Source organism: Mesorhizobium sp. M0833, assembly GCF_040319905.1.
Classification (GTDB): Bacteria; Pseudomonadota; Alphaproteobacteria; order Rhizobiales; family Rhizobiaceae; genus Mesorhizobium.
On the sequence record NZ_JAMYOQ010000010.1, the window covers coordinates 184,187 to 198,539 of the forward strand.

At 63.7% G+C, this 14,353-nt stretch carries 12 protein-coding genes; 1 reads left to right on the top strand and 11 read right to left on the bottom strand.

Going from position 1 to position 14,353, the window contains the following annotated elements; translation table 11 throughout:
• Nucleotides 1–3: 3 nt before the first annotated feature.
• From NKH98_RS14260 to NKH98_RS14285, 6 genes are all read right to left on the bottom strand, one after another.
• The gene (locus tag NKH98_RS14260; RefSeq protein ID WP_352801396.1) at nucleotides 4–978 is read right to left on the bottom strand and encodes an ABC transporter substrate-binding protein; all 975 of its coding nucleotides are present in this window, start codon (nucleotides 976–978) and stop codon (nucleotides 4–6) included.
• Between the two features lie 414 nt (nucleotides 979–1,392).
• Nucleotides 1,393–2,178: an SDR family oxidoreductase gene (locus NKH98_RS14265; protein ID WP_352899267.1), complete on the bottom strand. Its 786-nt coding sequence runs from the start codon at nucleotides 2,176–2,178 to the stop codon at nucleotides 1,393–1,395.
• 8 nt (nucleotides 2,179–2,186) lie between these two features.
• Nucleotides 2,187–2,951 carry an SDR family oxidoreductase gene (locus NKH98_RS14270; RefSeq protein WP_352899269.1) on the bottom strand — a complete coding sequence of 255 codons (765 nt, stop codon included), beginning with the start codon at nucleotides 2,949–2,951 and terminating at the stop codon, nucleotides 2,187–2,189.
• Nucleotides 2,952–3,077: 126 nt separating this feature from the next.
• Nucleotides 3,078–4,586 carry a sugar ABC transporter ATP-binding protein gene (locus NKH98_RS14275; protein ID WP_352899271.1) on the bottom strand — a complete coding sequence of 503 codons (1,509 nt, stop codon included), beginning with the start codon at nucleotides 4,584–4,586 and terminating at the stop codon, nucleotides 3,078–3,080.
• A 33-nt stretch (nucleotides 4,587–4,619) separates the two neighbouring features.
• Nucleotides 4,620–5,558 carry a sugar ABC transporter substrate-binding protein gene (locus NKH98_RS14280; RefSeq protein ID WP_352899273.1) on the bottom strand — a complete coding sequence of 313 codons (939 nt, stop codon included), beginning with the start codon at nucleotides 5,556–5,558 and terminating at the stop codon, nucleotides 4,620–4,622.
• Nucleotides 5,559–5,706: 148 nt separating this feature from the next.
• A complete protein-coding gene (locus NKH98_RS14285) occupies nucleotides 5,707–6,690 on the bottom strand; it encodes an ABC transporter permease (RefSeq protein ID WP_502894255.1) in 984 nt (327 codons plus the stop codon).
• Between the two features lie 273 nt (nucleotides 6,691–6,963).
• Here NKH98_RS14285 and NKH98_RS14290 point away from each other — a divergent pair, with 273 nt between their 5' ends.
• Complete coding sequence (locus tag NKH98_RS14290) at nucleotides 6,964–7,962, top strand: sugar-binding transcriptional regulator (RefSeq protein WP_352899277.1); 999 nt, start codon at nucleotides 6,964–6,966, stop codon at nucleotides 7,960–7,962.
• On the opposite strand, the gene NKH98_RS14295 is transcribed toward NKH98_RS14290, so the two are convergent.
• The 5 genes from NKH98_RS14295 to NKH98_RS14315 all read right to left on the bottom strand — a co-directional run bounded on the left by NKH98_RS14295 (nucleotide 7,959) and on the right by NKH98_RS14315 (nucleotide 14,340).
• On the bottom strand, nucleotides 7,959–9,452 hold the full coding sequence (locus tag NKH98_RS14295; RefSeq protein ID WP_352899279.1) for a xylulokinase: 1,494 nt from the start codon (nucleotides 9,450–9,452) through the stop codon (nucleotides 7,959–7,961). The genes NKH98_RS14290 and NKH98_RS14295 overlap by 4 nt on opposite strands.
• Before the next feature lie 20 nt (nucleotides 9,453–9,472).
• The gene (locus NKH98_RS14300; RefSeq protein WP_352899281.1) at nucleotides 9,473–10,795 is read right to left on the bottom strand and encodes an NAD(P)H-dependent oxidoreductase; all 1,323 of its coding nucleotides are present in this window, start codon (nucleotides 10,793–10,795) and stop codon (nucleotides 9,473–9,475) included.
• A 214-nt stretch (nucleotides 10,796–11,009) separates the two neighbouring features.
• Entirely contained in the window at nucleotides 11,010–12,116 is a 1,107-nt protein-coding gene (locus NKH98_RS14305; RefSeq protein WP_352899283.1) for a mandelate racemase/muconate lactonizing enzyme family protein, read from the bottom strand.
• Nucleotides 12,117–12,172: 56 nt separating this feature from the next.
• Nucleotides 12,173–12,904: a GntR family transcriptional regulator gene (locus tag NKH98_RS14310; RefSeq protein ID WP_352899285.1), complete on the bottom strand. Its 732-nt coding sequence runs from the start codon at nucleotides 12,902–12,904 to the stop codon at nucleotides 12,173–12,175.
• A 281-nt stretch (nucleotides 12,905–13,185) separates the two neighbouring features.
• Nucleotides 13,186–14,340: an efflux RND transporter periplasmic adaptor subunit gene (locus NKH98_RS14315; RefSeq protein ID WP_254820387.1), complete on the bottom strand. Its 1,155-nt coding sequence runs from the start codon at nucleotides 14,338–14,340 to the stop codon at nucleotides 13,186–13,188.
• Nucleotides 14,341–14,353 lie beyond the last annotated feature (13 nt).

The window sequence follows — 14,353 nt, forward strand, 5'->3', positions numbered from 1 at the left end:
CGGTCACTCGGCCCAGGCTTTCCAGTCGGCTTCGTGGGCGGCGATCCAGGCGGCGGCGACGTCTTCCGGCGTCTTGCCTTCGAGATCGATCTCGCCGCTCATCTTGTTGAGCTCGTCGGTATCGACCGTGTAGTTTTTCGCGACCTTGTAGGCGACCGGCCATTTGTCCTTCATGCCGGCCCAGGAATATTTCCAGATCTCGCCATGCGGCTTGCCGCAGTCATATTTGGCGTCGGGGTTCACGCCCCATTTCGGGTCGTTGTAGCATTCCGGCGTATAGTCGGGGAATTCGACCCATTCGCCCTTGTATTTAGCCGGCGCCCAATGCGGCGAATAGATCCACAGCATGATCGGCGCCTTGCGCTGATAGGCCGAGTCCAGTTCGGCGAACATCGCCGCATCGGTACCGGCATGGATGACGGTGAAGGGCAGCTTCAGCGCCTCGACGCGTTCGTCGTCAAAACCTTCCCATGTTACGGGGCCGCCGAGATAACGCCCCTTCGGCGCGGTTTCGGCGGTCGAGAATGCTTCGGCGCATTTCGGGTCTTTCAGCGCTTCCCAGTTCGGCAGGCCGGGGCATTTCTCTTTCATATATTCGGGAAACCACCATTCTTCCTTGGCCTTGGGTCCGAGCTTGCCGAGACGTTCGGTCTGGCCGGTCGCGTCCGAGGCCTTCATCGCCTCGCCGGCCGTCGTGTCCCAGAATTCCAGGCCGACATCGATGTCGCCATTGGTCAGGCCGGTGGTCAGGCTGGAGAGATAGTCGGCGGTCGGATACTCGACGGTGTAGCCGAGCTTTTCGAGGATGCCGCCGAGGATCTTGGCGTTCAGATTGACGCTGGTCCAGTCGAACAGCGCGATCTTGATCGGGTCGTTGGATTCCGGCGCTGCCGCATAGGCCGAAGACGTCAGCGCGCTCGCCGCGGTAAGTATTAAGGCTCCCATTGAGAAACTCGAAATCATGTTCCGAAGTGACATGCTTGTTCTCCTGTCAAGCTCTGGTGAAGTTATCGTTCGTTCCCTTCTTGCGTCTTTTTTTGATTGTGTTGGAAAAGCTGGTCGTTGCGCAAGGGCGTTGGCGCCAGATTGCTGCCGGCGCTGAAGCGGCGCAGAGCGGATGGTGCCCAATTTTGTGAAAATGTGCCGGAGGGGACCGTGTCATGGCTGCCGATGGATTGCCGCCAAGGCAGTCCGCAGATCGATCGCCGGTCTGGCGGCGCTATGAAAGGTGCGAGCCATCAAGGTCCCATGATCTCAGCTGTCGGCCTGGCGAACCCATCTCGCCAGAGCCGTTTCATGGGATGAAATTATATATACCAACATTCATGTCTCGCAACGCGTAATGCCGTCACGGTCATGCAATTCGGACAGGGCACTGCCGCCCGAGTATCCTCACGACATGATCAGGCCGCCATCGACATTGATGGTCTGCCCGGTGATGTAGGCCGCATCGTCGCTGGCGAGAAAGCTGACCAGGCCGGAGACATCCTCGCCGCTGCCGGCGCGGCCCATCGGGATGTTCTTCACCCATTCGGCCATCAGTTCGCCGGGCTTGTAATCGCCCATCAGCTTGCCCCACGCCGCGTCGTTATAGGCCCACATGTCGGTGTCGATGATGCCGGGGCAGATCGCGTTGACGGTGATCTTCTCCTTTGCCACTTCCTTGGCCAGGCTCTGGGTGATGCCGACGACGCCGAATTTCGAGGCCGCATAATGCGGCGTGTAGATAAAGCCCTGCCGCGCCTGGCCGGATGCGGTGTTGATCAGCCGGCCGCCGTCGCCGTGCTTGCGGATGCGCGCGATCGCCTCCTGGCAGCACAGGAACACGCCCTTGGTGTTGACCGCCATCACCTTGTCCCATTCGGCCTCTGTCATCGCCTCGACCCTGGCGATTGTGATGACACCGGCATTCTGTACGGAGATGTCGACGCGGCCGAACTGTTGCTCGGCCAGGTCATAGAGGGCGACGACCTCGTCCTTCCTGATCACGTCCATGCGCAGCGATGCGACCCTGGCGCCCGCAGCCTTCAGGTCGGCGGCAACCTCATCGACGCGCGCGTCGATGGCGCTGACGACGACCGCCGCACCTTCCGCGGCGAAGCGCCTGGCCATTGCCGCCCCAATGCCGCCGCTGGCGCCGGTGATGACCGCCGTTTTTCCCTGGAATCGCTTCTGCATCTTTTCTCCTACCAGCAGACGAAGCCGCCATCGACGATCAGGTCGATGCCGGTGACGAAACTCGAGGCGCGGCTGGCCAGGAACACGGTCGGGCCGACCATCTCTTCCGGCGCCGCCATGCGGCCCATCGGGGTGTCGCGCTCGAAGATCTTGACCTGATCGGCGACCTCCGGCCGCTTGTTCATCGGCGTCAGCGTGTAGCCGGGGCTGACGACATTGACGCGCAGGCCGCGATCGGCCCATTCCATGGCCAGGCTCTTCGACATGTGGATGACCGCGGCCTTCGACGAATTGTAATGCGCCTGGGTCAGGCCGCGATTGACGATCGAGCCTGACATCGAGGCGATGTTGATGATCGAGCCTTTGCCCCGCGTCAGCATGGCGCGGGCCTCGGCCTGGCAGGACAGGAACACGCCGCTGACATTGACGTCGTAGAGCTTCTGCCATTTCTCCAGCGACAGCGTCTCGGCCGACTCAGCTCCGGCGACGCCGGCATTGTTGACGGCGACCGTCAGCGCGCCGAGTTCCTTCTCCGTACGCTCGATCGCGGCCGCAAGATCGGCCTCTGACGTCACCGTGCCGTTCAGCACCAGCGCCTTGCGGCCAAGTGCCGTGATCCGGTGCGCGGTCTCCTCCAGCCCGCCTTTGGAGGCGTGGCCGAAGCAGGCTATGTCGGCGCCGGCCTCGGCCAAGCCGATGGCGATTGCTTGGCCGATGCCGCTGCCGGCGCCCGTAACAAGTGCCACGTCACCATGAAGTTCGAATAGTTTCATCGTCGGTCCCTCTGTTCCAACCGCCGTCCTCCGGAAATAAAGGGGCGCCAACTCTGTTGCTGGCGCCCCGCGCGGTCTGGTGCCCGGGAGGATACCACCTGCTGCGCTTTGTTTCGATGGGCCGTCCTAGCTCGTGGCAAGTTCCATGACGGCGACATTGCTCGCTTCGCTGCGGTCGAGAATGCCGCGTTGCCGGCCGCGGCTCAGCACCAGCACGCGATGCGACAGGCCGAGCACTTCCTCGAGATCGGAACTCACCACCACCACCGCCATGCCGGAACGGGCAAGGTCGGCGATGACATCATAGATTGCGGCGCGAGCGCCGACATCGATGCCGCGCGTCGGCTCGTCCAGGATGAACACCTTGGGCGGGCGCGACACCCATTTGGCAATGATCACCTTCTGCTGGTTGCCGCCGGAGAGCTTGCTGACCGCCTGGTTCGGCCGGCCCTTGACGCCGAGCCGGCGAATGCCGGCCTCGGCGAATTTCTGTACCGCCTTCGGGAACACCCAGCCATTCGGCGCGACATGGTCGAAATTGCCGATCGCCAGGTTCTCGCCGATCGTCTGGTCGAGCACCACGCCTTGCGCCTTGCGGTCTTCCGGTACGAGAACGACGCCGGCCTTGATCGCCGCCGCCGGGCCATTGAGATGCACCGGCTTGCCGGCGACGCGCACCGAACCCGATGAGATCGGATCGGCGCCGGCGATCGCCCGCACCAGCTCCGTGCGTCCGGCGCCGATCAGCCCGGCAATGCCGAGGATTTCGCCGGCCCGCACTGAAAAGCTGACATTTTGAAAGCTGCGTTCCGGCGAGGACAGGTTCTCGACGTCGAGCAGCGTGTCGTTGCCCGGCGCCGATACCGTAGGGAACATCCGCTCGACGCTGCGGCCGACCATCTGCTCGACCACGGTGCGCACCGGAATGTCGGCGCGCTCGTGCCGGGCGACGATGCGCCCGTCGCGCATCACCACCACGCGATCGGCGATTTGGGCGATCTCGTCCAGCCGGTGGCTAATATAGATGAAGGACATGCCTTCCGCCTTGAGCTTGCGGATTTGCTGGAACAGGAGCTCCGTTTCCTCGCCGCCAAGGGCGGCCGTCGGTTCGTCGAAGATCAGCAACTCGGCATTGAGCGTCAGCGCCTTGGCGATTTCGACCTGCTGCTGGGCGGCGATACGCAGCGTGCGCACTTTGCGCTCGGGCGAGACATCGAGGCCGAGGCGCTTCAACTGGGCCGATGCCCGTGCATTCATTGCTGCGCGGTCGATGCGGCCGCCGCGCATCGGCAGGCGCCCCACATAGACGTTTTCGGCGACCGACAGATCGGGCAAGAGCTTCAACTCCTGGTGGATCATGCCGATGCCGGCGTCGATCGCCGCGGCAGGATTGGCGGGGGAATAAGGGTTCCCCCGCCAGGTGATGGTGCCGGCATCGGGTTTCGTCGACCCGGCGATGATGTTCGAGACAGTCGACTTGCCGGCGCCGTTTTCGCCAAGCAGCGCCACGACCTCGCCCGGCCGCACCTCGAAGCTCGCATCGGCCAGGACCTGCACCGGCCCGTAGCTCTTGCAGAGGCCGCTGACGACGAGCCCGTTATGGGGGCTGTGCGTATGGCGAGGATCGGTGGACATCGTTGCGCTCGTTGACTGCCGGACTGGTCTCAATCAGGGATGCTTGGCGATGAACTGCTCGACATTGTCCTTGGTGGTCAAAGTCGCATCCTGCAGCTGTTCGGCGGGAATGGTCTCGCCGGCCACCAGCTTGATTGCCGCGTCGACGGCAAGCCGGCCCATGCCTTGCGTCTGCTGCGTTGCCGTCACGTCGAAGACGCCGTCCTTTAGTGCCTTGAGCGCCGCCACGTCGCCGTCGAAGCCGGCAACCCAGACCTTGTGGCCGGGATTGGCGACCTTTACCGCCTGCGCCGCACCGAGCGCCAGCGCGTCGGCCTGGCCGATGACGATCGACACATCCGGATGCGACTGCAACAGATCCTGCGTCAGCTTGAAGCCTTCGTCCTGGTGCCAGCCTTCGCTCCACAATTCGCCGACGACCTTGATGTCGGGATAGTTCTTCAGCGCTTCGCCGCAGCCCTTCGAGCGATCGACCTCGGGCGTCGTACCCTTCTGGCCGTGGATGATGATCAACTCGCCCTTGCCGCCGGCCTGCTTGGCGATGTAGTCGCAAACCGCCTTGGCCGATGCCACGCTGTTGGTGGCGATGAAGGTGTCGCCGGGTGCGCCGTCGGCGTTGCGATCGACATTGATCACTGGGATGCCGGCCGCCTTGGCCGTCTTGGTCGGCACGGTGGCGGCGGTGGCGCCGGCTGGAATGTAAATCAGCGCATCGATGTTCTGCGTGATCAGGTCCTGCACCTGGCTGACCTGGGTCGCCGAATCGCCCTTGGCATCGACGGTAACGACCTCGATGCCCTTTTCCTTGCCATAGGCTTCGACGGACTGCTTGATCTGGTTGAAGAAGTCGGCCTGCAGATTGGCGACGGCGAGGCCGAGCTTCTTGGCCTCCTTGGCCGAGGCCATATCGGACAGGCCAAGCAGCGGGATGACGGCCGCGGCGGCAAGCAGCAATGAACGTTTGGTCAGCATGTTATTCCTCCGTTGATGTTCAATCTGTCCTGCCCGCGCATCGCGGCGCCCCTTGGCCGAACAACTCCCAGTTTCGGATCACCGATCCGTTTTCGCCCGAATATCCGGGTGAATCTCATTGAGCCCAATTCTTCATTGTGCCCATTCTTCATTGTGCTCGGCGCCGCCAGGTGTCGGTGGCCACCGCCAGCGCGATCACCACGCCGATAACCACTTGCTGGATGAAGGGCGAGACACCGAGCAGGTTCAGCCCGTTGCGCAGCACGCCGATGATGAGGACGCCGATGGCGGTGCCGCCGATCGAGCCGACGCCGCCCGACAGGCTGGCGCCACCGATCACTACCGCCGCGATGGTGTCGAGTTCGTAGCCGAGGCCGGAGCTCGGCTGGACGGAATCGAGCCGCGCGGCAAGCACGATGCCGGCGAGACCGGCCAGTACGGCGCAGATCGCATAGACCCAGTTCGTCAGCGACTTGACCGGTATGCCGGACAGCCGGGCGACTTCGGCACTGCCGCCGATTGCGTACAGGCTACGGCCGGTGGCGCGGTAGTTGAGGAAGATCGCGAAAACGACGGCAAGCACGATCATCAGCCCGACGGTGACCGAGAGGAAGCCGAAATGCCGGATGATCGACAGGCTGGTGAACCAGTCGGGAAAGCCGACGATCTGCGAGCCGTCGGTGATCATGTTGGCGAGACCGCGCGCCACAGACATCATCGCCAACGTGGCGATGAAGGGCGGCAGCTTGGTGATCGTGACCAGCAGGCCCGAAACCAGGCCGCAAAGACCGGCGACGACGAGGGCCGCGGCGATGCCGGCGGGCAGGCCGAGATTGAGATAGTCCGGATGGGCGACGAAGCCCATCACCATGGAAGCCAGTGCCAGCACCGAGCCGACGGACAGGTCGATGCCGCCGATCAGGATGACCAGCGTCATGCCGATCGCCATGATGCCGAGCACGGTGACCTGGTCGAGCACGTTGAGGATGTTGCGGATGGTCAGGAACGTGTCGGTGGTCAGCGAGAGCGCCAGGCACAGCAGAACCAGTCCGATCAGCGGACCCATGGTTCCGGCAAAGACAGCTGAAAACCTTGCGCCTGCCGTAGCCTGCGCGCCAGCGCCTGCCTTCAACTCGCCTGCCTTCAAATTGCTTGTGTCGTTGCTCACAGCCACTTTGTCTCCTCCACAGCAATCCGGCGCTGCATCACCGGGCCACTTTGCTCACCAGGCTCCTCCCTGTGAACAATTTATCTTTAACATGCAATTTTGTTCAGCTAAACTGTTCGTCGGAAAATTGTCAAGGCCTGCCGCTTCATTCGAGGACGGGTTTGCGCTGTCCGCCGGTTTGGCTTACGCAAGGTCTTCGAAATCTTGGGCATTTCGAAGTCGCCGGATTGGAATTTCATGAGCAGAGCCGGGCGGCTGCGGCAAGGCAAACAGATGACGATCGTAGAGAACGAAAGAGCCTCGCGCTTCCCCGACGCTGAACTCAAGGCCCGCGCCGCCTGGCACTATTACGTCGAGGGTCTTACACAGGAACGGATTTCCGAAATTCTTGGCGTCGGCCGCATCAAGGTGCATCGCATTCTCTCCGCCGCCCGCGAAGAGGGGGTCGTCCAGTTTCGCATCCGTGACAGCGTCGTCGAATGCGTGATTTTGGAGGAAAGCCTGAAGCAGCGGTTCGGGCTCAGCCAGGCCGTGGTCGTGCCGTCGGCAGCCGACCGAAGCAATGCGCCGCTGATGATCGGCCACGCCGCTGCCGCCTACCTGGCCGACCATGTGAATGCCGGCGATGTCATCGCGCTGGGCTGGGGGCGGACACTGAAATTCGCCATCAATGAATTGCCGCGGCGGCCCATCGCCAGGACGACGGTGGTTTCGATGCTTGGCGGCCTCACCCATGCCCAGCCGCTCAACCCGACAGAAAGCGCCTGGGATTTCGCCGAAAAGATAGGTGCGGAATGCTTCCTGCTGCCGGTGCCGGTCTATGCCGACAGGCCGGAGCAGCGCGACGCCTTCATGAGCCAGCGCAGCGTTCAGGACGTCGTCTTCCGCGCACGCCGGGCAAACATCGCCGTGCTCAGCGTCGGCTCGTTTTCCAACGACAGCCCGATCGCCAATTATGGCTTCATCAAGCCAAGCGAACTCGAGGAATTGCAGGCGGCCGGTGCCGTCGGCGATATTCTGTGTCATTTCATCGACGCCGAGGGCCGCCCGGTCGACCACGAGGTCAACCGCCGCGTCTGCGCCTATCCGCTGCAGGATCTGTCGGATATCCCGAGCATCATCCTGGTGTCGGGAGGCAGCGAGAAGGTTGCGGTGATGCGGGCTGCGCTCGCCAACACCAAGGTATCGGTTCTGATCACCGACGAAGACGCGGCAAAGGGGCTGCTCAACCGCTAGATTTCGCGGAGAGCGCCGAGGCGGGTATGGATATCGCGCGTCGCCTGGTAAAGGTCGCGGTAGATTGCCTTGCGGTCGCGATAGGCGGCGACAAGCCCGTCGACCGGATCGACATGCCTGGTGGGAGCGGCAGCCATTGCCTGCGCGGCGGCTTCCGGTGAGGCAAACCAGCCGACAGCCGCTGCCGCCAGCATGGCAGCGCCGAGTGCGGCGGCTTCGTTGACCGGCGAAACCGAGAGCGGCCGCTGGAGCACGCTTGCCATGATCTGCATGAGCAGTGCGCAATTGGTGCCGCCGCCGGCGGCAATCATCGCCGCCCGTCCGCCGGCCCGGGCTTCCATGGCCTCAGTGGCGACGGCCTGCTCGAAGGCGATGCCTTCCAGGACAGCGCGGAAGAGATGCTCCGGCCGGTGATCGAGCGACAGGCCGACAATGGCGCCGCGCGCTGCACCGTCCCAATAGGGGCTCATGACGCCGGCCCAATAGGGCATGATGAGCAGGCCGTCGCTGCCCGCGGCAACATCCAGCGCAGCCTTCTCCAGCGCTGCCGCCGACGGCGAACCGGTCGTGCGAACGATCCAGTCGACCAGCTGCATGCCCGAGCGTAGCACGGTCTCCAGCATGAAACCGGAGCCGGTCGGCGAGACCAGCGTTCGAAAGGCGTCCGAGGTTTTCACCTTGCCGGAATAGCAGCCGCTGACCACGCCGGAACCGAGCGAGAGATAGCTCTTGCCCTCGCCGTAAACGCCCATGCCGAGGCCCATAGCTTGGCCGTCACCGGCGCCGGCAACGACCGGCGTGCCGGCCTTCAGGCCGGTCAGCTGCGCTATGCTTGCGGAAAGACTGCCGCAGACCACGCCCGGCGCGACCAGCTCGGGCAATTGCTCCAGTTGCAGCCCCGCCGCCGCAACGAGCTCTGGACGCCAAGTGCCTTTCTCAACGTCGAGCAGCCCGAGCGGATCCGCACTTGCGGTGCTGGTGACCAATCGCCCGGTCAGTCGCTGGACGAAGAATCCGTGCACGTCGACCAGCGCCGCTGCCTGGCGAAGCACTTGCGGCTGGTGCTCGGCAAGCCAGGCGATGGCGTAGAGTGCCGGCGTCGGGTCCGGCGGCTTGCCGCTCCAGTCGCGGATCGCCTCGCGGCCGAGTTCGGCCGACAGCCTGATAACCTGCGGACGGGCGCGTTCGTCCAGCCACAGGATCGCCGGGATGAGTGCTTTGCCGGCGCTGTCCACCAAAGTGAAGGTCTCGCGCTGATGAGCGATGCAGATCGCCGCCACCCGCGCAGCGCCGACCGCCTCGGTGACCTGCTTCAATGCGCCAAGCAGCGCCGTCCACCAATGTTCGGCGTCCTGCTCGAAATGGCCGGGCTTCGGATTTGAAAGCGGGTACGGCTCGCGCGCCTGGAACAGCTCCTCGCCGTCGCGCGTGAAGGCAATTGCCTTCACGGCCGTGGTCGAGGCGTCGATCCCGATTACGACATCTTCCATCAGGCGGAGATCCGGCGGGGTCAGGCCGCGTTGGTGGCGAACCGTCCGTCTGACTGGTCGAGACGGCGGCGGATCTGGGTTATCACCATCGAATCGTCGGGTACACAATTTTCATAGGTCAGGAAGTCGCCGGTCTTGAGCGGCTTGACCACCTTGGCGCGTTCGGCAAGGCCGAGCGGCAGGGCGCCGCAGGCGCGCGCATCCTCCCAGGTCATGGCGAAGCCGCGATAGTCGTTCTCGCCGATCATGCCGAGAGATTGGCCAATGCCGAGATCGCTCTTGGCAACCGCCACCGCCTCGGCGACCGGATGGTCGAGCGGCTCCATGTCGGCACGCTTGTAGACCACCGCGCGCGCCGCCGACAGCGGCACTTCCAGGCTGGTCAGATGATAGGGCCGGAAGATCGTGAAATAGGGGCCTTGGCCGACCTTGAGGTCGATCATGCGCTCCAGCACACGCGGATGCCGGGTCTCGATGATGCAGAACACGCCGGGCGCCACACCCTTGCCGATCGAGTAATCGACAACGCCCTTGCGGTGCAGCACGCCGCCATCCTCGCGCGGGCAAAGCACGCTTGCCAGCTCCTCCAGCGTTGCGGTCGGGCCGTGCATGCCCGGCACATCGGGCACCAGGCCGGTCGCATTGGCGATTGCCACCATTTCGATCGCCGTCTTCGAGCCGTCGACGAATTCGACCAGCATGCGCGCATTCATGTTGCGCTCGGCCGCCTCCTTCTCGTAGTCGGCCGGCATGGCGTCGATCTTCAGCGGATTGTTCTTGCCCTTGCCGGCGGCGATGATGTTGAAGCCGAGGCTTTTGGCAAAGCCGATGATCTCCAGCGTGCAGGCGGGCTCGTCGCCGGCGGCACCGGTATAGACGACGCCGGCCTTGCGTGCCTCCTCCTTCAGGAAGCGGCCGATGGTGATGTCGGCCTCGACATTGAGCATGACGATATGCTTGCCGTTCTTCATCACTTCGAGCGCAAACAGCGTGCCGATATTGGGATTACCCGTTGCGTCGATGATGACGTCGATCCGGCCGGCCGCCGCCAGGGCATGCAAATCTTCGGTCACCGCGATCTTGCCCGCCTCGATGGCGCGATCGATCGCCGCGGCATTGCCGGCCTGAACGATGTCGGATTGGTCATGGCCAGCGAGCAGCGCCGCGTCGATCGCTGCCTGCGGCCTGACTTCGGAAATGGCGCCGATCCGCATGCCCGGCATCAGCGCGACCTGGACGACGATGTCGGTGCCCATCTGCCCGGCGCCGGCAAGCCCGATGGTGATCGGCCCCTGCTGTTCAGCGCGCTGCAGAAGTTCCGCTGCAAATTGCGGATGGGACATGTCGCTTCCTCCAGTTCCTGATGCGCCGCAGCGTCCAAATCAACGTTTTGAACATTTCTATTTGCAAATGAAAAATATTTCAACCGGCAATTGGGCATTGTCGCTCTGCAATCAGTCGAAGACGATTGGATGAGCGGTCAATCCACACGGCCGTGCCTCCGCAGTCAGAAGGACGCGGCATATTCAGGTTGATTCGGTGCAGCCTTATTGCAGCTCAGCTGCCGATTTCGAAGAAGGGCGCACCGAGCAGGCCGGGAACGACATCGATGCCTAGGCCCGGCCCATCCGGAATGCCCATACGGCTTCCCGAAACCGGCGGCATGTTGGATGCGGTGCGCACCGTCACCCATTCGTGAAAGGCGATGGCGTGCAGCCGGTGCTCCTCCGGCGTCGACAGCGACAGATGCGCCATGGCCGATGTGTCGATCTCGGCGCCGCCAGTGTCCTCGACCGTGATCATGAAGCCGAGGTCGACGGCAAGGTCGCGGATCTGGCGCGTTTTGGTGATGCCGCCGAGGCGTGAGATCTTCAGCGTCAGCCCGTCGGCGGCCCCCTTGCGATAGATGTCGAGCATATCGTCAAGCGAGGCGACGGATTCGTCGAGCACCATCGGTTTGTCGAGCGAGCGGCGCAGCGACAGGCATTCGTCGATCGTCGTGCAGGGCTGCTCGAACGTGTAGTCGATGTTGCGCGTCGCATCGGCGAACTGGCGCGCCTGGTAAGGCGTCCAGCCGGCATTGGCGTCGCAGAAGATGACGGTGCCCTTCGGCACGGCGGCGGCGACGGCTGTGACGCGTTCGATGTCGTCATGGACGTTGCCGCCGACCTTGACTTGCAGCCGGTGAAAGCCGTCCCTGACGATGCGCTTGGCGAGTGCGGCCATCGCGTCGACGGTGCCGTGAGTGACGACCTTGTAGAGTTCGGCCGTCTCGCTTTCGCGCCCACCGAGCAGCGTGACCAGCGGCACGTCGGCGGCGCGCGCCGCGAGATCCGAGCATGCCATGTCGAGCGCCGACTTGACATAGGGATGGCCCTTGAACACCGTATCCATCAGCCTGTTGATGCTTGCAAGCCCGCGTGGGTCATGGCCAATGAGATGCGGTGCGATCTCGACGACGCCGGCGCGCGTGCCGGCGGCGAAGGCAGGCGAATAGAAGTTGCCGAGCGGCGCCATCTCGCCCCAGCCGGTGAGCCCGCTATCGGCGGTGACGGCGACGATCACCGCGTAGAACGCATCGGCGACGCGCCCCTTGGACATACGATAAGGCCCGTCAACGAAGGGCTGCACGACATGGTAGGCCTTGATGGTTTTGATCTGCACGTTTTCTGTCCGTTATCTGCGGTATTAAGGGTGGCCCGCCAAGCTTATCGGGCTCGTCACGCGGTTTCTGGCCGGCCGCGGGTCAGGCTTGCACGATCAGCGTCATTTGCGCGGCGTCGCTCCAGCCCGCGCGCATAGGCGAGCAATGCCTCGAAATCGAAATCGATATGCTCCTTGGCGTGGCGCTGGGCAGCGCGCATGTCGCTGCCCTTGAGCAGCCGTACATAGGTCTCGTGAGCATCTTCGGCAGGCACCAGCTCGTTGCGCGCCCGCTGGTGCAGCGCGAAATACATCTGCAGCCGGCTGGTCAGCCGCTGCCACGTCTCAAGCAGCACCGAATTGTCGGCCCATTCATGGATCAGGCCATGCAGTTGCAGCGCCGTTTCGATCTGCCGCGTCGTGTCCAGTTCGCGCGTCGCCTGCTTCACCGCCGCATGGCGTCGGTCGATCTCGTCGAAGAAGCGCTGGTCGCGAAGCGGCCAGGTCCGCGCGATGGCGAATTCGTCGAGCACCTTGTTGAGCGAATAGGCATCGTCGATATCCTTCGCGGTAACGTCGATGACGAAGGTTCCGGCGTAAGGAATGCTGGTCAGGATGCCTTCCTGCACCAATTCGCGCATCGCCTCGCGCAGCGGCGCACGGCTCACCCGCATCTGCTCGGAAATCCTGAGTTCGTTGAGCTTCTGCCCAGGTTCCAACTGGCCGGTCAGGATCGCCCGCCGGAGCAGCGCCACGATCTCGGCGCGTCTTGTCGTGTCGGCGATCGGACTGAAATCCAGCGTTGCCATTCCGGCTGCTCCAGCAAACCGGAAGGAAAACCAGATTGTCGACAATCTTACAAGAGGCTGGTTGTGGATTTCTTGACTTCCGCTTGGCCGGCGGCTTGCGGCGCAGGCAAGGCCGTCAGGGCGCACGGCCGCAAAAGCCGACCCCGCTGAACATCACGCCGGCTTCTCGAAGCCGGCGTATGTAGCGCTTTCCCCAAGGAATTGCGTAAGACGAACATAGCAAAACGGCGCCCTTGGCGTGGGAGCCGAGGGCGCCGCGGGACCGGACCTGATGGGGGTTATCAGGTGGCCGGTTTCTCGGGCAGCGGCGAGACCGGCATTCCCGGGCCGATCTTCTGTAGATTGCCGGTAATGACCCGGTCGCCTTCGGCCACACCGCTCAAGATGGCGACCTGATCGCCATTGGTCGGTCCGAGCGAAACGATACGCTGGTCGACCGTGTTGTCCTTGCCGACGACATAGAGGTATTTGCCGAGCTGGCCTGAGCCGAGTGCCGTCTGCGGTACCATCAGCGCATCGGGCTGCTCTTTGACGTGCAGCCGGACGCGGACATATTGGCCGGGGAGCAGCGTGAACTTGGCGTTGCCGATCGTCGCCCGCGCCGTGATCGTGCCGGTCGAGCGATCGATCGTGTTGTCTATGAAGGTAAGATCGCCCTTCTGGCGCGGTTCCGTTTCACCGGGAAGCAGGACGTCGACGCTGATCGGTCCTGCGGCCCGGGCTTCCTCGATCTGTGTCAGGTCGGTCTCGCTCGGATTGAAGGTGACGTAGATCGGATCGAGCTGCACCAGGGAGTTGAGCACGGTGCCGGCAACGCTGACCAGCGTTCCGACGGAAGCCTGGCTGCGTCCGATGCGTCCCGCGAATGGGGCACGGATTTCGGTATAGCTCAAATTGAGCTCGGCGGTCCGCAAGGCGGCCTGGTTCACGGCGAGCGAGGCCTGAGCCTCACGCAAGGTGCTGGTGCGCTGGTCGAACACGTCCTTGGCGAGATAGCCGCTCTTGGCGAGCTCGCTGCCGCGCCCGAGATTGGAGCGCGCATAGTCGAGTGTTGCCGTGTCGCGCTGGATAAGCGCCTTCGCCTGCTCGAGGGCAGCCTGGAAATCCTCGGGGGCTATCTTGTAGAGAAGGTCGCCCTTCGCAACGTCACTGCCGTCGATGGCGACCTGCTCCTGCAGGTAGCCCGGCACGCGCGCCTGCAGCGTGATGCTGCGGATCGGCTCCACCCGGGCGGCGTAGTCGAGATAGATCGGGATCGTCTTCTTGACGACGCTCACCACCGGCACCGGCATGACGAAGGCTTCCGGCTTGGGTGTTGCCGCCCCGGCTGTGCCGGCGTTGAGGCTGAGGCTGCCCATGTCGAGCAGGTGAACGCTCGCCACCGAAATCGCCCCAAGGGCGACGGCCGTTCCCAGCGCGATTTTCCATTTACGCATGATCAATTCTCCA